15 protein-coding genes are annotated in these 18,263 nt (G+C 68.4%); 5 read left to right on the top strand and 10 right to left on the bottom strand.

Features of this window, described 5'->3' with window-relative positions; all coding sequences use genetic code 11:
* Positions 1 to 112 precede the first annotated feature (112 nt).
* Positions 113 to 913: an SDR family NAD(P)-dependent oxidoreductase gene (locus D5S19_RS30955; RefSeq protein ID WP_120026884.1), complete on the bottom strand. Its 801-nt coding sequence runs from the start codon at positions 911 to 913 to the stop codon at positions 113 to 115.
* 389 nt (positions 914 to 1,302) lie between these two features.
* Here D5S19_RS30955 and D5S19_RS30950 point away from each other — a divergent pair, with 389 nt between their 5' ends.
* The 3 genes from D5S19_RS30950 to D5S19_RS30940 are packed head-to-tail and all read left to right on the top strand — an operon-like array spanning position 1,303 to position 4,746.
* Positions 1,303 to 2,133, top strand: a complete 831-nt coding sequence (locus tag D5S19_RS30950; protein ID WP_199730815.1) for a HalD/BesD family halogenase — start codon at positions 1,303 to 1,305, stop codon at positions 2,131 to 2,133.
* Positions 2,134 to 2,149: 16 nt separating this feature from the next.
* Positions 2,150 to 2,983 (top strand): class I SAM-dependent methyltransferase, encoded by an 834-nt coding sequence (locus tag D5S19_RS30945; protein ID WP_120026882.1) that lies wholly within the window; start codon positions 2,150 to 2,152, stop codon positions 2,981 to 2,983.
* Positions 2,980 to 4,746 carry a choline/carnitine O-acyltransferase gene (locus tag D5S19_RS30940; RefSeq protein WP_199730801.1) on the top strand — a complete coding sequence of 589 codons (1,767 nt, stop codon included), beginning with the start codon at positions 2,980 to 2,982 and terminating at the stop codon, positions 4,744 to 4,746. Before D5S19_RS30945 ends, D5S19_RS30940 begins: the two co-directional genes overlap by 4 nt.
* A gap of 13 nt (positions 4,747 to 4,759) precedes the next feature.
* On the opposite strand, the gene D5S19_RS30935 is transcribed toward D5S19_RS30940, so the two are convergent.
* From D5S19_RS30935 to D5S19_RS30920, 4 genes are read right to left on the bottom strand one after another with little or no spacing between them, the layout of a single operon-like run.
* Positions 4,760 to 5,497 carry an ESX secretion-associated protein EspG gene (locus tag D5S19_RS30935; RefSeq protein ID WP_120026880.1) on the bottom strand — a complete coding sequence of 246 codons (738 nt, stop codon included), beginning with the start codon at positions 5,495 to 5,497 and terminating at the stop codon, positions 4,760 to 4,762.
* Positions 5,498 to 5,502: 5 nt separating this feature from the next.
* Complete coding sequence (locus D5S19_RS30930) at positions 5,503 to 6,837, bottom strand: hypothetical protein (RefSeq protein WP_120026879.1); 1,335 nt, start codon at positions 6,835 to 6,837, stop codon at positions 5,503 to 5,505.
* Positions 6,837 to 7,433 carry a DUF3558 domain-containing protein gene (locus D5S19_RS30925; RefSeq protein ID WP_233574277.1) on the bottom strand — a complete coding sequence of 199 codons (597 nt, stop codon included), beginning with the start codon at positions 7,431 to 7,433 and terminating at the stop codon, positions 6,837 to 6,839. Before D5S19_RS30925 ends, D5S19_RS30930 begins: the two co-directional genes overlap by 1 nt.
* A gap of 4 nt (positions 7,434 to 7,437) precedes the next feature.
* On the bottom strand, positions 7,438 to 7,971 hold the full coding sequence (locus D5S19_RS30920) for a hypothetical protein (protein ID WP_199730800.1): 534 nt from the start codon (positions 7,969 to 7,971) through the stop codon (positions 7,438 to 7,440).
* Positions 7,972 to 8,329: 358 nt separating this feature from the next.
* Between D5S19_RS30920 and D5S19_RS30915 the strand changes: the two genes are divergently transcribed.
* On the top strand, positions 8,330 to 9,562 hold the full coding sequence (locus D5S19_RS30915; protein WP_158605678.1) for an MFS transporter: 1,233 nt from the start codon (positions 8,330 to 8,332) through the stop codon (positions 9,560 to 9,562).
* A gap of 876 nt (positions 9,563 to 10,438) precedes the next feature.
* Positions 10,439 to 13,051, top strand: a complete 2,613-nt coding sequence (gene rph / locus D5S19_RS30905) for a rifamycin-inactivating phosphotransferase (RefSeq protein ID WP_233574276.1) — start codon at positions 10,439 to 10,441, stop codon at positions 13,049 to 13,051.
* 63 nt (positions 13,052 to 13,114) lie between these two features.
* Here rph and D5S19_RS30900 read toward each other — a convergent pair whose 3' ends face one another.
* The 5 genes from D5S19_RS30900 to D5S19_RS30880 are packed head-to-tail and all read right to left on the bottom strand — an operon-like array spanning position 13,115 to position 17,973.
* Complete coding sequence (locus D5S19_RS30900) at positions 13,115 to 13,576, bottom strand: RidA family protein (RefSeq protein ID WP_120026877.1); 462 nt, start codon at positions 13,574 to 13,576, stop codon at positions 13,115 to 13,117.
* Positions 13,573 to 15,222: an aminopeptidase P family N-terminal domain-containing protein gene (locus D5S19_RS30895; protein ID WP_120026876.1), complete on the bottom strand. Its 1,650-nt coding sequence runs from the start codon at positions 15,220 to 15,222 to the stop codon at positions 13,573 to 13,575. Before D5S19_RS30895 ends, D5S19_RS30900 begins: the two co-directional genes overlap by 4 nt.
* Before the next feature lie 56 nt (positions 15,223 to 15,278).
* Positions 15,279 to 16,058, bottom strand: coding sequence for an ABC transporter ATP-binding protein (locus tag D5S19_RS30890; RefSeq protein WP_120026995.1), 780 nt, complete (start codon positions 16,056 to 16,058; stop codon positions 15,279 to 15,281).
* Positions 16,059 to 16,078: 20 nt separating this feature from the next.
* The gene (locus D5S19_RS30885; protein WP_233574275.1) at positions 16,079 to 17,122 is read right to left on the bottom strand and encodes an ABC transporter substrate-binding protein; all 1,044 of its coding nucleotides are present in this window, start codon (positions 17,120 to 17,122) and stop codon (positions 16,079 to 16,081) included.
* A 14-nt stretch (positions 17,123 to 17,136) separates the two neighbouring features.
* On the bottom strand, positions 17,137 to 17,973 hold the full coding sequence (locus D5S19_RS30880) for an ABC transporter permease (RefSeq protein ID WP_233574274.1): 837 nt from the start codon (positions 17,971 to 17,973) through the stop codon (positions 17,137 to 17,139).
* Positions 17,974 to 18,263 lie beyond the last annotated feature (290 nt).

The following is an 18,263-nucleotide window of genomic DNA, read 5'->3' as shown; positions in this document are numbered from 1 at the left end:
CCCTTCACGGACGCAGAGTCCGTGAAGGTGGCCTTCACAGCCTTTGGGCGCCAGTGGACCTGGCTTGCTTGGTCGGGCCAGTAGGGGTGCCACCGCTGCCGGTAGGGGCCGGTCACCCTGCCCGTCGGTAAACGCCACGCAGGACCGGACCGGACAAGCCACGCGGCCCGTAAGTGCCGAGCAGGGTCTGTGCCTTGGCCAGCGGACCGGGCACGACCCGTCGCTTGCCGCCGGCGAGGCCGTCGATGGCCTGCTCCGCCACGCGATCGACGGACACCAGCAGGGCTTCCGGCAGCATGTCGGTCAGCTTGCTCACCTCGGCGACTTCCGCGAACTCGGTGCGGACCGGCCCCGGGGCGAGCAGCGTGCACCCGACCCCGGTGCCCTTCAGCTCGGTGTGCAGTGACTCGGCCAGCGTGTTCGCGAACGCCTTGCACGCGGCGTAAGTGGCGTTCAGCGGGCCGGGCTGGTTGCCCGCGGTGGAACCGGTGATCAGGATGCCGCCGGCCTTGCGGTCGAGCATGCCGGGCAGCACGGCCTGGGTGAGGTCGTGCACCGCGGCCACGTCGAGTTCCACTTCCTCCCGCTCACGCTCGGGATCGGCCGCGGACAGCGGGCCATACGTGGCGAACCCGGCGTTGTTGCACAGCACCGCGATTTCCCGGCCGGACAGCTCCCGGGCCAGCTCTTCCCGAGCCGCCCGGTCGCCGAGATCGCAGGCGCGGACCTCGGCCTCGATCCCGTGCTCCCGCGCCAGCCGATCCGCCAGCTCCCGGAGCCGGTCCGCGCGACGGGCGATCAGCACCAGGTGATATCCGCGGCGAGCCAATGCCCCGGCCAGCGCGGTGCCTATCCCGGAGGAGGCGCCGGTGACCACCGCGCGATTGTCGGCGCTCGGGTCGGGCAGATTCATCTCTTCACCTCGATCGCTGGTGTGAGCTTCGGGATCCGGCCAGTCTAGGCCGCCGGCTCGGCCCGGGAAGCCGATCACACCGAGTGATGACCTTCCGTGCGACACGTTCCCCGGCACGGTTACCCGATCAGTCCAGGCCGCGGGCCTGCTCCCAGCCGGTAACACCGGGCAAGGACCCGGCCGGGTGATCCACCACGCCGGGCAGGAACCTCCCGCCGTCGCACCCGGCCGCCTCCCCGCCCGCCCCCGATGACCTTGTGTGACCGCTCACAAACCGACCGTTGGCCGGGCGGGATCTGTGCTACCACTTTCCTTCACGACCAGGGCAAGCATCGCAGCTTCACCTGCCGAGAGGACGTCAAGTGAGCACCTCCGCGGCCGCACTGGACATGGTCGGCACCGACCGTTACCCACTCACCGAACCGGGCAGCCCGGCCTGGCAGGAGGTCGTCGCGAACGCGCGGGCGGAGCTGGCCGCTTTCGGCTGCCACGTGCTCGCCGACTTCATCCGGCCCGAGCTGCACGAGGCGCTGCGGGCGGAATGCGCGCAGCTGGAGGCGTACACGTACGCCAAAATCGAAAAGGTAAACGCCTACAACACCGCGATCGGCGAGCCGCTGCCCGAGGACCATCCGGGCCGCACGATCATGGAGCGCGGCAACGCTTTCGTCGCGCGGGACCGCATCCCGGCGTCGTCGATCATCAGCAAGCTCTACACCAGCCCGCTGTTCCAGCGGTTCGTCGCCGGCTGTTTCGGCCTGCCCGTGCTGCACGAACTCGCCGATCCGCTCGCCGGGCTGACGCTCAACGTCATCGCGCCCGGTCGCGCGCATCCGTGGCACTTCGATACGAACTCCTACACCGTCAGCCTGCTCACCCAGGCTGCCGGCGAAGGTGGAATCTTTGAATACTGCCCGAACATCCGGTCCGCGGCGGACGAGAATTTCCCGGCCGTGCGGGCGGTGCTCCGGGAGGACGGCACCCATCCGGTGCACCGTCTCCGCCTCCGTCCGGGGGACCTGCAGTTGTTCCAAGGACGCTTCGCCTTGCACCGGGTCACTAAGGTGGGTGGCGGGATCGCGCGCCACTCCGCGATCTTCGCCTACAGTGAGCGCCCGGGGGTCATCGGCAGCGCGGAACGGACCAGGCAGCTGTTCGGCCGGGTCCTGCCCGCCCATCTGCTAGGGCGCCCCGACCGGGGTGACGAACTGCTCGACTAGATCAGGAGCCTGGCCCGTGCCTTTCGACTCGACCGGCAAGATCTCGTTCGACCACATCTACACCGAACCCGACCCGCGGCCGTTCTTCACCACGCTGCAGCGCGTCGGCTACGACATCCCGCAGCGTGCGAAGCCGTACGTCGCGAAGCTGATCGACGCGCACCCCGCCGAGCGTCCGACCCTGCTCGACGTCGGCTGCTCGTACGGCGTCAACGCGAGCCTGCAGCGCTGCGCCACGACGATCGACGAGGTGTACACCCATTACACCGACCCAGCCGTACTCGCCATGAGCCGCGACGAGCTGCTCGAAGCCGACCGCGCGCGCATCACCGACACGAGCGCCGCGCGGTTCTACGGCCTGGACAGCTCCGCGCCGGCGCTCGCGTACGCGCTGTCGGCCGGGTTTCTCGACGAGACGATCCACGCGGACTTCGAACGCGACGACCCGGACAGCGCCCAGAGCGCGCTGCTGGAGGACGTCGATCTCGTCGTCTCCACCGGTGCCGTCGGCTACGTCACCGAGAAGACCATCACGCGGATCGCCCGCGGCGCGCGGCCGTGGATGGCCCACTTCGTGCTGCGGATGTTCTCCTACGCGCCGGTCGCGGACAGCCTGGCCTCGCTGGGCTACGAGACCGCGGAGGTCGACGGCGTGTTCCGGCAGCGGAGCTTCGCCTCCGAAGAGGAGCAGGCGCAGATCATCGGCAACCTGACCGCTGCCGGTGTCGACCCGACCGGGCTGGAGTCCGAAGGTTCGCTCTACGCGCGGTTGTACGTTTCCCAGCCTGCGGGCGCGGCCGTGGATCTCGCGGCCCTGCTCGGCGCTGTTTCGCCTCGAGAAGAAGGATGACCGTGAGCAGTCCGGGATGGTCCACCCGCACCTTCGGCAACGACGACCGGCTGCCCCGGGTCCCGGTCCCCACGTTGGAGCACAGCGGCCGCCGCTTCCTGGAGTGGTGCGCGCCGCTGCTCACGGCGGAGGAGCTGGCCGAGACCGAAGCCGCGGTCGCGGCGTTCCTGGCGCCGGACAGCCCGGCGCACGAACTCCAGGCCACGCTGGAGGCGTACGACCGCTCGCCCGGTGTACGCAGCTGGCTCGACACGTTCTGGCCGTACCGCTACCTAGGCCGCCGCGACCGGATCGCGCTCAACGCCAACTTCTTCTTCCTGTTCCGCGAGTCTCCGCTGGGCCAGGTGGAGCGGGCGGCCGAGCTGACCGCGTCCGCCGTCGATTACAAGCTGAAGGTCGATGACGAGCTGCTGCCGCCGGTTCTCGTGCGGGGAGTGCCACAGTCGATGGTGCAGCACAAGTTTCTCTTCTCGGCGACGCGGATCCCGGGCGTGGAGCTGGATACTGCGCGGACGCCGTATCGCGAAGGCTGGGAAGGGCCTTCGCGCGAGCGGCACATCGTGGTGTTCCGCAAGAACACCCCGTACCGGCTGGACGTCCTCGACGAGAACAGCCGCCCGTACTCCGCCGAGCAGCTCGCCGACGGTCTGCGCGCGATCCTCAAGGACGACCACGTCGCCGACGTCGCCGCCGGGCACTTCACCACGAAGGCCCGCGCGGAGTGGGCCGCCTCGCGTGCGGCGCTGATCGAAGCCGGGAACGGCGCGGCGCTGGACACCATCGAGACGGCGCTGCTCTGCCTGTGCCTGGACGATTTCACGCCGTCCACCGCTCTCGAAGCCTGCGACCGGCTGCTGCACGGAGACAGTGGCAACCGCTGGTTCGACAAGGCCGTATCGCTCATCGTCTTCGAGGACGGCACCGCCGGGATCAACGTCGAACACTGCGAACTCGACGGCACCACCATCCTCGGCTTCACCGACGCCGTGCTGACCGGCTCGCGTGCACCGCGGGAGCCCGCTTCCGGCGTACCCCGCTACGAGCCCGTCGAGTTCACCCTCACCGACGCACTCCGCGAGGACGCCCTTGCTGCCGGCGCCGCCTTCGCCGCGTACGCCGACGCGACCGCGACGCAGACCGTCTCGTTCGACTTCGGCGCGAACCGGGCGAAGGAGCTAGGCATGTCCCCGGATGCCTTCGCGCAGTTGGCGTACCAACTGGCCCACCGACGCGCGAAAGGCCTCACCGGCGCGACGTACGAGTCCATCGCCACCCGGCAATTCCAGAACGGCCGCACTGAGGCTATGCGCGTTGTCACGCCCGAGGTCGTCCGCTTCGCCGACGTCATGACCACTTCCACCGCCTCACTCGACGACAAGCGTGAAGCGTTCCGCACCGCCGCCACACAGCACGTCACCCGCGCGAAGCAATGCCAAGCCGGCGACGCCCCGGAACAACACCTCTGGGAACTGCAGCTGATCGCCCAACGCCGCGGCGACCCGGAGCCGCCCGCCCTGTACACCTCGCCAGGCTGGCTGAAGTCGCGCAACGACTACCTCAGCACCAGCTCGGCGCCGTCGGTCAACATCCAGTACTTCGGCTTCGGCTCGACCAGCCAGCAGTGCATCGGCGTCGCGTACGTCCTGCTGCCGGACCGTTGGAACATCTACCTCAGCACACCGAAACCTGTCGCCGCCGAGATGCACCGCTTCGCGGAGGAACTGAGCGTCGCGGTCCGGGAACTGCAGGAGTTGCTGGCCTAGCGTCGGTACCCGCTCAGTTCACGAGTGCACGCAGCTGTGCGATCAGCGTTTCCGGACGCGCCGGGGTGACGTTGACGTACCGGCCCTGCCCCGGTTCGCCGTTGACAGAGAACAGATAACGGCCGCGCGAGGTGTCGTAGTAGGTACAAAGGTTGCCGCCGCTGGTGCGACGTCCACCAATCCGGTCACGGGTCGCCGCGGCGAACTGGGCGGCACCGCTACGCGGGAGACCCGCGACGTCCATGACCCTCCGGACGTCGCGGCGAGGCGGTGCGCCGTCCATGGCACGCCGGAGGTCCGCTTCCGGAACCGACATCGCCGGGCCTGCCCCGGGCCCGTTGGCCGGCAATTCGCCCGCCAGCTCTTCGGCAAGCGCTTCCGCCCGCGCCGGCCGAATCAGCACGTGATCCGACGACGGTGCACGGCAAGCCAGCACCGCGTCCTGTCCTTCGGCGGACACCAGCACGCGATAACGACGATCCGGCCCGGAATCCACCAGCGCGGACAGCTCACGGGCACCCCGGCACAGCACGATCATCGTCCGCGCGAAATCACCCCTCAGCCCGCCGCTGTTCCCAATACCTCGCTCCGACAATGCCTGCGCCGCACCGTCGCGAACAGAGCGGAACCTTTCCGGCGCCCGCCAGACCGGTGCCCCGGCCAGTGCTGCCGGGAGCGAAACCCCCGCCAGCTCGGCGGCCAGCGCCAGACACCCGACCGGCAACACCAGTGCCCGATCATGCACGAGCATCCCGGTCAGAGCCCGATCACCGGCGGCACCGCCCTGGGCAACTCGCCGACCAGCGCGTCGTCCGGATCGGCTTCGAGGAGATAGTCCGCCGTCTTGTGTTCCTGGTCCCCCTCGCCCTTGCCGCCTTTGCCCCCGGCGCCCATGCCACCCATCCCCGGCGCCCCGGCCCGCCCGCCGGATCCCGACGCCGGTGTCCCGGCGCGGGCTGCCACCCCGTCGTTCACCGCACCCGCGCCGCTGCCCACCCCACTTCCCACACCCGCCCCGGTGCCCGCGCCCCGCCCGACGCTGCCACCGCCGACCGCCCCGCTGCCCGCGCCGTAACTCCCGCTACCGCCACCCGCGCCACCCGGCCCGAACCCACCTGTCGGGCCGAACCCACCGACCGCACCAAACCCGCCTGTCTGGCCAAACCCACCGGGCGGCCCGAACCCACCGTTCCCGCCCGTTGGCCCGAAACCACCAGGCAGGCCAAGCCCACCCCCACCGGTACCGGACTGGCTCCCGATCGAATTCCACCCACCCGGTCCGACCCCCGTGGTGCTGGCAGGCGGGACGTAACCCGCGCTGGTAGTGCCGGCCGACGGGGCATGGGACCCCGATCCCGAGACACCCGGACCGCTCCCGGCATGTACCCCTGGGGCCCCTCCTGGCGCCCCAGCATGCCCACCATTGTCGCCCGGATTCCCGCGATGGCCACCCGCCGAATGCGTACCGCCAGTGACCCCACCGGCACTACCGTGCCCACCCGGCGCCGCGACCGACGGCCGATGCTCCTGCCCACCACCGTCCGGCTGCGCAGGACCGAATTCGCCACCACCGGACGGCATCGACAAATCCCCGTACTGCGACGGACTGGCCCACCTGCCGGAATTGTCAGTGGATTCCCCGTGATAAGCGTGATAACTGTCGATCACGCCTTGTGCTTTCCGATCCCACTTCTCGATCTCGTCGGCCCGATTGGTGAGAAAGGAAAACCAGGTCCCGCTGACGAGGTCACCACTCGGCCGGTCACCCAGATTTCCGGCAGACTGAACTTTGCTCTTCAGGGTGTGATACGAATTACCCTGGCCGTTGTAAAGATCCCCAGCCTGCTGGAGATGCTGACCACTGACCTTCGATGCCTGCACCAGCGGCCCCGCACCGGCGTAGGCCTGCCCCGCCGCGTCACCCTTCCAGCACTGGCTCATCTTGTCCTGCAACCGCTGCATCCGACCCGCGACCTCGTCATGCTGCGCGGCCAGATCGCCGCTGGTCGTCGAGCCGTGGAACAGGTCGCCGGGCCCCACTCCCGCGCGCACCAGATCGATGATCTGCTGCGCCGACAACTCCGAATCCACTACGCACCACCCTTGAGCTTGGCCACCACAAGTTCCGCCGCTTTGGTTGCCACCGGACAGGGGGCGTTGTAGGAGGGCGAACTGGTCCACAGAGTCGCCCCGACTGTAACCAATTCGTCGTTCGTGATCCCGACCATGATCTGACACCCACCACTTTTACGGTCATCCATAGTAGCGGTGAAGGCCGCCGGATATCCCGCAACATCCGGAGCCGGCTCGAAGTACCCGGCGCCACCATTCTGGCCATTTTCATAGACAGTCGCCAAGCCACCTTGGCCGACGATAAAACTTACACCGAAACCGCTGCCTTTCTCACCGTTCCAGTGGCACATCGGAAACCTGCCGCCGCTCTTTCCGCTAGTACGGACACCGTCGATGAACTGGCCCGCCTGCGCATGCGTCAGCAATCCGCAAGGATCCTGTTCGAATTTGCTTGCGTTCAAGGGGTTGGACACCTGCGGCACTGTCGGACCGGTACTGATCGACACAGGCGGAGCTGACGTGGCCGGGCTGGGCGTTCCGGACGGGGACGAGCATGCCGTCGCCACCAAGAGCGCGGCGGCGGTCATGGCGGAGAGAGCGAGGGTCTTGATCACCGGATTATCCTTGCTTACGCACCGCATCGGTGTTCGCGCTCTCCCTCTTCCCATAATTGTCGATCGCCGTCCTCAGTTTGTCCACGTAACCCTGCGCATAGACGAATTGCTGCTGCAAACTGGCCAGATAGGCCAGCGCATGGCTTCTCGCAGCTCTTATCTGGACCGTACTGCCCGGGTCCTTGGCAGGTTGTCGCAAGCCCGGCAATGGCTGCGCTCGCTCGCGCATACGTCGAAGCTTGTCGGCGATCTCCTGCCACTCCGGAAGCAGCGCCTTCAGCGCATCGAGATCCATCTCGAACCGGCCACCCGCCACCGCCGCATTCGCGCTCACATCTTGGACCGCATTCTGCGCAGCGGACACCACCGCAGCCGGATTCGGCACCACCACCGAAGCCGCCCGCTCAGCCTCACGCTGAGCCAACTCCTCCGGCGGGATATACCCTGCATGGCCACTCGGCCCCTGACCATTCGACACGCGATGCCCCTCCTCCTCGACCGGCCGCTCAATCACGGCGAACCCGGCCGTCCCCTCCACCTGTCACACGACCACACGCGGTCACACCATCACTCTAGCCATGATCACCGCACGCTGTCAGCAAAGGGTGGCCACGATCGTCGCCACATTTACTGTGACCAGCGAATACCCTGCCTCCTAATGGCGTGAGCGTCACCTCATGCAGACAGGGCAGCTCGGCCGGCCAACCCCGGGACAGAATATCCCACGATTCCGGAAACAAATCTCTACCCCAGATGCAACACGATTTCCGCAGCAAGAACCCCAATCCCCTCACGAATCCGCCAAGGAACCCCCACCACCCCCCGGGCAGACGAAGTCCGCAGGATTCCGGACATCACCCCCCGCCACCGCCCCGCCTCCGGGAACGCTCGTGATCATGAAGCGACGACCGGCCCAGCGGGTCTACCTCCTCCTGGGCGCTCTCTGGGCGGGCCAGTCGATGGCCCCGGGGTTCCTCGGGCTCGGCGGGCTGACGACGATCCTCTACCAGCAAGGCGTCTCCCTGGAGCAGCTCGGCGCGTTCCAGGCGCTGACGATCCTCGGGCTGGTGAAGTTTCTCTGGGCACCGTTGGTGGACCGCTACGGCGCACGGCGTTTCGGGCACTACCGGTCGTGGCTGCTGGTGACGCAGCCGGCGATGACGCTGGCGGTGGCCGCGCTGATACCGCTCGACCCGGTCGGGGATCTCGGCGGCGTGACGGTGCTGGTGCTCGTACTGTGGGTGCTGATGGGCACGCAGGACGTCGCCACGGACGCCTTGTCCATCCGGTTGCTCGACGAGTCCGGGCGCGGGGTCGCGAACGGTATCCAGACCGCGGCCGGGTTTGTCGGCACGATTCTGGGCAGCGGCGCGGTTCTGCTGGTCTATGACCGGATCGGCTGGACGGCGGCGCTGCTCATCCTCGTGGTGGCGACCGCGTTGCCGATGCTGCCGGTGCTGCGGTTCCGGGAACCGGCGCCGGTGCGGCCGGAGCGAAACGGGCTCGCGACGCTGGCGGACCTGCTGCGCCAACCGGGGGTGGCGCGGTGGGCGTTGATCCTGCTTCCCTTGCCGTGGGCGGGAATCGGGGGCTATTTCACGCTGCTCAACCCGATGTTGCTCGACGCCGGCTGGTCGCTGTCGCAGATCGGCGTCGTGGTCACCGTGTTCGGCAGCCTGGTCGCGATCGCGGGTGGTCTGGCCGCGGGGCCGATCACCGCGCGGCTCGGGCAGCGGCGCAGTCTGCTGGTGTTCGGCATCGCGCAGCTCATCGTCGTGCCCGGGCTGTTCGCGGTGGCGTACGGCCATGCCGACCCGCTGTTCACCACGATCATCATCTGCCTGGTCCACCTCGTCTACGCAGCGGCGACCACCGCGGCGTCCACCGTCTCCATGGATCTGTGCAGGCCGGACAGCGCGGGCAGCGACTACACGGCGCTGAGCACGGTCGGCACCGCGGTCTCGTTCGGCGTGGGCGCGGCGAGCACCGCGCTGGCGGGCACGTTCGGCTATCCCCTGCTGCTCGCCGCGGCCGTGGTGCTGCTGGCTGTCGGGGTGCTCGCCACGCTGCTGTTCTTTCCCAAACGGGGGCATATCCCGGAGACGAGGCACGAGATCAGTATCGCCTAGTGTCCTTTTTAGACACTAATTCCCCAACCATGGCCGGGAAAGGGGTCCGGCTGAGCTTCTCCGAGACTTCCCACAGGCGCGCGGATCGTCCTCGCTGCGAAGCCGGGAGTACAGGGCCTGCTCGGCGGGCGCGCCGGACAGGTGCCCGAGACTGCTGGGGCCGTGGAAGGGCCCGCCACGTGCATCCGGGGAAGTGGCGGGAAGCAGCACGGTTTCGACCGTCCCGAGCAGGATGCCGCGACGGGAGAGCGCCCGGATCCCGGACGGCGAGAGTGTCCCGTGCCCGGCCGAGTTCCGGGCGCGCATTCAGCAGGCCGGTCGGGGCGACGCCGGGGTGCGAGAGATTGCTGGTGATCCCCCAGCCACCGGCCTGGCTGCGCCGTTCCAGTTCGAGCCCGAACACGACTGGCGGTACGCGCGCTGAGGGTGATAGGACCGTTCCCAGCCGAGGTCGTCCCAGTTGATCGCGTTCGCCGCGATGCTGACCTGCGAGGTCACCCGGACACGTCCCGCGCGCAGCAGCGGCAGCAGGCCGGCGACGAGCGCGAAGTGCCCCAGGGGGTTGCTGCCGAACTGCAGTCCGAACCCGTCGACGGTGGTCAGCCGTTTCGGTGACCTTGCTCGACCCCGAACACAGCGATTCCGGGGAGTGAGAGCCACGAAAGCTGAAGCTGCTCTCGGTCATCGGAACGCAGCAGCTCAGTTCGCCTCGGTAACCCGGGGAATCCATCTCGGACAGAGGGACCAGAAAGCCCCTCCCCTTTAACATATAGCGCACCCCCGGTCTTGCGGCAAGACCCCGGTGACCGGGCAGAATCGTCGGTCCTGGCCGGAACAGGACCCCGGCCGGAATCGGAAGTACGGGGGACGAACAACGTGGCACAAATCAAGGGCATCGGCGAGACGGCCGGGCCGCTGGTGCTGGACTTCTCCGCGATCGGCCGGGAGCAGGTCCCGGTGGTCGGCGGCAAGGGCGCACAGCTGGCGGAACTCTCGCGAATCGAGGGAGTCCGCGTCCCCGCCGGGTACTGCGTGACCACGCACGCCTTCCGGAGCGTGCTGGCGGACGTGGCAGGGCTCACGGCGGGAATCGACCGTTTGTCCGAATTGGATCCGGGCGATCGGGACGCGATCGCCGCCGGGAGCGCGCGGGTGCGCGAGATCATCGCCGGCGCGCCGGTTCCGGATGAGGTGGCGGCGGCGTTGCTCGCACCGCTCGACGAGCAGGCCGCCTACGCCGTCCGTTCCAGTGCGACCGCCGAGGATCTGCCGACGGCCTCGTTCGCCGGTCAGCAGGACACGTATCTGAACGTCACCGGGCGGGCGGCGATTCTGCACCACATCCGGCGTTGCTGGGCCTCGCTGTTCACCGACCGGGCGGTGACCTACCGGCTGCGCAACGGATTCGGCCATCGTCGGGTGGAAATGGCCGTGCTGGTGCAGCGCATGGTCGATTCGGCGGCGTCCGGGATCCTGTTCACCGCCGATCCGATCACCTCGGACCGGAAGGTCACGAGCATCGACGCCGGGTTCGGACTCGGGGAAGCCCTCGTTTCCGGACTCGTGAACGCGGACAGCTATCGGGTGCGCGAAGACGAGATCGTCGAGAAAACGGTTTCCACCAAGCGATTGGCGATCCGCCCGCTACCCGGCGGTGGCACGCGGGAGGACACACTGGCACCCGAAGCCGGGGAGCTGCCCGCGCTCACCGACGAACAAGTGCTGCGGCTCGCGCGGCTGGGACGGCGGATCCAGGCGTATTTCGGCCGTCCGCAGGACATCGAGTGGTGCCTGGACGGCGGGGGTTTCCAGATCGTGCAGAGCAGGCCGATCACCACGCTGTACCCGATTCCACCGTCCACAAGCGACGGCAATCGCGTCTACCTCTCGGTCGGTCACCAGCAGATGATGACCGACGCGATGCGGCCGCTCGGGTTGTCGGTGTGGCAGCTGACCACGCCGTGGCCGATGGCCGAGGCGGGCAGCCGGCTGTTCGTCGACCTGACCGCGCGCGTGGCGACGAAGGTCGGCCGCGCCGGGTTCCTGGACATGCTGGGCGCGTCGGATCCGATGACGCGCGACGCCCTGCAAACCGTATTCGACCGCGGTTTCCTGCCGGAGCCCTCGGACGGTGGCGAAGTCCTGTCGCCGTTCGGCGTCACGCCCGAACCGATCGAGATCGATCCGGCGTTCGTGCACGCATTGATCGCGGAGAACCAGCGGTCCGTCGCCACCCTCACCCGCGAGATCCGGAAGAAGCGGGGCATCGCGCTGTTCGAGTTCATCCGGACGGATCTGCAGGAGATGAAACGGCTTCTGTTCAACCCGCAAAGCCATCAGGCGATCATGGCCGGGATGGGCGCCACGACGTGGCTGAACGAGCATATGCGCACGTGGCTCGGCGAGGAGAACACGACCGACGTCCTTTCGCAATCCGCACCTGACAACGTTTCGTCGGAGATGGGGCTGGCCCTGCTCGACGTCGCGGATGCCCTCCGTCCGAATCCGGAAGTGGTGAAATTCCTGCACACCGTCACCGACGACGGCTTCCTGGACGAATTGCCTGCCCTGCCGGGCGGTGGCGAATCACGCGCCGCCATCGTCGCCTATCTCGATGCCTACGGCATGCGCTGCACCGGCGAGATCGACATCACGCGGCCGCGCTGGAGCGAGCAGCCCACCGCACTGCTGCCGGTCCTGCTGGGCAACGTCGAGAACTTCGCACCCGGCGAATCCCGGCGCCGTTTCGAGCACGGCCGGGAAACAGCCCGCCAGAAAGAACAAGACCTGCTCGAACGCCTGCGCAACCTGCCGGACGGCGCACGGAAAGCCGAAGAGACCAAGACGGAGATCGCTCGGCTACGCACCTTTATCGGCTATCGCGAATACCCGAAGTACGGCATGATCAGTCGCTATTTCCAGTACAAGAAGGCGTTGCTGGCCGAGGCGGACCGGATGGTCGCGGCCGGGATTCTCGAAGCCCCACAGGACTGCTACTTCCTGCGTTTCGAGGAGTTACACGAAGCCGCTCGCACCGGCACCGCCGACGCGGACCTCATCCGGCAGCGCAAGGAAGAATTCGCCGCACACCAGAAGCTCACGCCACAGCGAGTACTCACCTCCGACGGGGAAACCGTTTCCGGCAGCCACCACCGCGACGACGTTCCCGAGGGCGCGCTCCCCGGCCTGCCGGTGTCCACCGGGACGGTCGAAGGCCGCGCCCGCGTGGTCCTCGACCTGGCCGAGGCCGACGTGGCCGCCGGGGACATCCTCGTCACCGCCTATACCGACCCCAGCTGGTCCCCGGTGTTCGTCCGGATCGCCGGGCTGGTCACGGAAGTCGGCGGCCTGATGACCCACGGCGCGGTGGTCGCCCGCGAATACGGCCTCCCCGCCGTCGTCGGCGTCCCCGAGGCCACCCGCCGGATCCGCGACGGCCAGCGGATCCGGCTGGACGGCACCCTCGGACACGTCGAACTCCTCGACTGAAGCCACAAGCTGTGAAGGGCACCTTCACGGACGCTGAGGCCGTGAAGGTGCCCTTCACAGCCTTCAGGAGCGGACCGCCACGACGGCGTCCAGTTCGACGATCGCGCCGGCTGGGAGCACCGGTGCCGGGAGCGCGGTCCTGGCGTGTCTGCCCGCCTCGCCGAGCACGTCGATCAGGAGCTGTGAGGCACCGTCCACAATGGTCGGCTGGCCGGTGAAGTCCGGGGTCCCGGAAACCCACGCGGTCAGCTTCAGCACCCGCTCGACCCGGTCGAGCCCGACGGCGGCGTGCAGCCGGGCCAGCAGGTTCAGCGCGGCCACCCGGGCAGCGGCCACGCCTTCGGCCGTGTCCACCGTTTCGCCGAGACGGCCGGTCAGCACCACTCCGGCCCCGGTACGCGAGATCTGACCGGAGACGAACAGCAACTCGCCCCACTGGGTGGTCGCCTCGTAGGCGTACTTGGGCGGCCCGAGCACCGGCAGTTCGAGGGACAGCGCGTCGAGCCGCTCCAGCGCCGACGTCATCGCTTGCTCACGATGTACGTGCGGTCGGACCCGATGTACCAGAGATCCTCGGTGCCGATCGCGGCGTTGTCGTACCGCCACGGGATTTCCGCGGCGCCGAAGGACCCGGCCGTGAGCACGTGCCGGTACCCGGGCCGGAGTTCGTTCGCGAACGACTCCTGCTTGCCCATCAGGTGCCCGACGTTGCGTTTGCGGTACTCCGCCCGGAAATCCACCTCCGGACCCAGCATGCCGATCTCGATCATCCGGTCCAGATGAGGCTCCAGATACCGCATCGTGCCCTCGTGCACGTCTTCACACACCACGCCCGGCTTCAGCTGTCCGATGATGCCTTCCCGCACCACGTCGAAGAAGAACGCATACGCGGCCTTCGCCGCCTCGGTGCGGGGCAGCGATCGCGCCATGTCCGAAGTCGCCACGGTCACCCCGTCGAAGGCGACGCGGACCCCCGCGTCCAGCTGGATGCAGGTGGTCTCGTCGTTGATCGGGAAGTCCACCGGCGGCCCGGGGAAAAGCATCCGGTTGGACGAGTGCAGGTTCGTGAAATAGGGCTTGACCGCGAAGTCGATCCCGTTCTCCTTGCGGAATTCGGCGATCTTGTCGAGATACACCGCGTTGATGTCCAGCTCTGAGAAGGCGCGCCCGGCGGCCAGCCCGGCCTCCGCCCAGGCCAGTGCCTCCTCGATGGCGAACACGCTCGTCCGGGCCGCGACCACCTGGAACGCCAGGTCCTCGTGGTCACGGATGTCGCGCCAGTGCGCGAGATCCGTGGACACCGGAACGAGTTCCGCCCCCTCGTGCTCAAGCTCGCGGGCGAGGCCGACGCCGATCCACTCGTCCTCCACCCCGGTCCGCGCGCCGGAAGCCAGCGCACGCACCGCCGCACCGGTGGACGGGAACCGCGCGACCGGCGTCCCGGGGATCCCGGCCGTGCCGTCCGGGGCGAGCACGAGCAGCCGGTTCGTGCCGGCCAGCCACAGCGCGGTCGCGCCCTCCGCACCGGCGAACCCGGTCACTTCGCTGAAGTTCGGCGGGGCGGCGAGCAGCAGTGCGTCGAGGGAACGCCTTTCGGCGAGTTCGCGCAGCGCTTCGAACCGGGTGTCGACGTCCACAGTGAACTGCTCGGCAAGACCGGCGAGGTGCTCGACGTCCTCGATCAACCGCCGCGCGGTCTTGACGCCCTCGGCGCGCCATCCGGCGAACCGCGCCAGCACCTGCGCGGGGTCGATCTCGTAGGCGGTGACCGGGGCCGGCGCCTGATCGTCCGCGACGAGGTCGACCGTGCCGGACAGCGTGCGGTAGTGGCTGTAGACCACATCCGCCGCGAGGCGCACCGGGCCATCGCCGGCCAGCTCCGCGACCAGGGCCGTGAGCGACGCCGACGCGGGGGTGTCGGCGATGATCCGCGGGTCGATGGTGACCCACGGGGCGTAGAACCGGATCTGCTCCTTCGGGACCCCGGCGGACAGGACGTTGCCCTGCTCCTGCTGGCGCACCAGCAGATACCGGTCCTCCCCGCGCTCCGCGATCAACGGCGCGACCAGCGGGTGGGAGTCCAGGCGGATCGCGGAGAACAGCAGGCTCTTGCGCGCGTCGAGGCCGTAGCGTCGCTCGACCTCGGCGGGGTCGGCGGTCAGGGTGAGCATTCGGGCTCCTCTCGAATCACTGTCTATTGAGGACTGTGGCGGTGGCGCGGCGGCGGTCAGCTGATGCCCGCCGTGACTCCGATGTGGGCTTCGATCTCCGTGACATAGCCCGAGAATTCCGGCGAGAACCGGTGCGTGGTGTCCCGCGGCCGGGGCAGGTCGATCGTGACGTCGGCGACGATCCGGCCGGGCTTGTCGCCCACGACCACCACCCGGTCGCCCAGCCAGACGGCCTCGGAAATACTGTGCGTCACGAACAGCACGCTGCACCCGGTGGTGCGCCAAATGCGCTGGATCTCGAAGTTCATCGAGTCACGGGTCATCGCGTCGAGCGCGCCGAACGGCTCGTCCATCAGCAGCAGGTCCGGCCGCGACACCAGCGCGCGGCAGATCGCCACCCGCTGCTGCATCCCGCCGCTGAGTTCGTAGGAGTACCGCTTGGCCTTGTCGCCCAGGCCGACCATCTCCAGCAGTTCCCTGGCGTAGTCGCGGGACTGCTCGTTGCGGGTGCCGCGGAATTCCAGCGGCAGCAGCACGTTGTCCAGGTTGTTCCGCCACGGCAGCAGCACCGGGGCCTGGAACACCATCGCGATGTCCTCCACGCCCTCGCTGATCGGCCTGCCCTTGACCAGGATCCGGCCCTCGGTGGGTTCCTGCAGCCCGGAGATCGTCTTGAGCAGCGTGGTCTTCCCGCTGCCGGACTGGCCGACGATGGACACGAACTCGCCGGGCCGCACCCGGAAGTCCAGTCCTTTGAGGACCGGATGCTCCCGCCCGTCCCGGGACCGGTAGGTCTTGCCGACGTTCTCGATCGAGATGGCGTAGTCGTCGTTCATCTTCTTCTCCGTCCCGGCGTTCACGGTGCCTGGATTTTCTCGTTGCGCGGCAACGGTTCGAGGTAGGCGTTGCTGTACACGTCGGCCGGAGTGAGCTTGGCCTTGGCGTTCATCCCGAGGTAGCGGCGGGCCACGTCGAGCACCTTCTGCACCCCGGCGTCGTCCATCACGCCGAACTTGTCCGCGCCGGGCCCGTTGCCCCAGTTGAGCGCACACTGCTGACCGATCGCGAGCGTCACCGTCCGGTCCTCGAAACCGGAGACCTCCTGCTGGAAATCGTGCGCGGCGTCCAGCGGATGCGCGCACGCCCAGAGGTAGCCTTTCTGCATCGCGCGGTTGAACCGCCTGATCTGATCGGGATCGGTCTTGAGCTTGTCGTCGGAGGCGATGATCCCGTTGCCGTACAGGTCGATGCCGAGATCGGACCACTTCAGCACGACGGCCTGCTTGCCGAGCGCGTCGATGGCAGGCCCGTCGGAAACGTAGAGGGCCAGGTTCGCGTCCCACTGCCGGGCCAGCAGGCCCGGGATCTTCGACGCGCTCGAAGCGTGCACCACGTTGACCTCGCCCGGCTTCAGGCCGAGCTTGTTCATCGCGAGCGGCCACATCGCGGTCATGGCGCCGGCGCCCTCGGTCGCGACCGTCTTGCCCGGCAGGTCCTTCCACGTGGAGATCCCGCTGCCCGCCAGCGCGACCACCGCGTACGCCGACCTGGCCTGCAGCAGATCGACCTGCTTGACCTTGGCGCCGCGCCCCTGGCTGGTGACGGTCGCGCCGAAGTCCGCCCAGCCGACGTCGACCTTGCCGGTCTCGACGGAGGTGACGGTGTTCGTCGAGCCCGAGCCCGGCATCACCGTGAGGTCGATGCCTTCTGCCGCAAAGAAACCACGCTCCATCGCCGAGACGAACAGGGCGTGCTTCGGGAGATACCCAACGTCGAGCATCAGCGTCATCGAGTCGCGCCCGTCCGAGCTGCCGCAGCCGGCGAGCGTCGCGAGCAGCGCCGCCATCGCGGCCACGGCCGTCCACCGGCGGGTTCGCGGCACCGAGTTCCGTATCCGCATCTTCACTCCCCCGCTCAGCTCGAGTGGTTCTTCCACGGGACGAGCCTGCGTCCCGCTTGATCCACAAGGAAGAACAACGCCAGCGCGATCACCGCGAGGATGATGAACGCGGCGAACATCGACGCCAGGTCGACCTGGCTGTTCGCGAGCAGGATCACGTAGCCCAGCCCCTTCGAACCGGCGATGAACTCACCGACCACGGCGCCGCCGACGGCCAGCGAGATCGAGATCTTCGCGCCGGAGAGCACCGCCGGGAGCGCGTGGATGAACTCGATCTTCGTCATCTTCTTCCACTGCGAGGCCTTGTTGATCCGGGCCAGCTCCTGCAGCTCGTGCGGGACCGAGCTGAGCCCGTCGTAGGTGTTGATCACCAGCGGGAAGAACGCTATGGCCATGGCCACGAAGGCCTTCGACTCGAAGCCGAACCCGAACCACACGATGAACAGCGGCGCGAGCGCGACCTTCGGGATGGTGTCGATCGCGATCAGCGCGGGGTAAAGGAAGCTGCGCACCGTCGACGAGTAATGCAGCGCCGCCCCGCACAGCACGCCCAGCGCGGTGCCGAGCGCGAACCCGGCGAGCGCCTCCTGGAGCGTGACGAAAGTGTTGCTCAGGAAGTACTCCGGTCGTTCGGCCAGCTCGGCGAACGCCGAAAACGGCCCGACCAACAGGAATTCCGGCGGATCGAAGATGGCCACCGCGATCTGCCACACCGCGAAGATGCCGACGATCCCGGCCACGGCCTTGACCGCCGCGACAACCGCGTCACGGTTCGGGCCACGCCGCCGGGTCTTCTCCGCCACGGGCACGGTGGATTGCGCAGCAGTGCTGCGAAGCTCAGAAGTGGACACCGCGCACGCTCCCCTCACCTCGGGTGTGGCCCGCGGACGGAGTCCGGTCCGGCGATGTCGATGTTTGCGGTGTCATGGGTCCTCACAACGGTGGAAGGGGATGGTGCCCCGGGCGGCGGCCCGGAGGGGTGGGATCGGCGGCCGGGTGCGGGTGGTTTTTCCGGCCTGGCAAGGGATGGATCGACGGCCTCGGGCGGGTTCTCCGGTCGGGGACGGCTGCGTCGGCGGCACCGGGGTGGCGGGTGCGGCGGCGGGGTGGGATGGCGAGCACCGGGGTGGCGGGTGCGGCC

The organism is Amycolatopsis panacis (assembly GCF_003600245.1).
GTDB lineage: Bacteria > Actinomycetota > Actinomycetes > Mycobacteriales > Pseudonocardiaceae > Amycolatopsis > Amycolatopsis sulphurea.
This window is presented reverse-complemented; position numbering and strand designations above follow the sequence as displayed.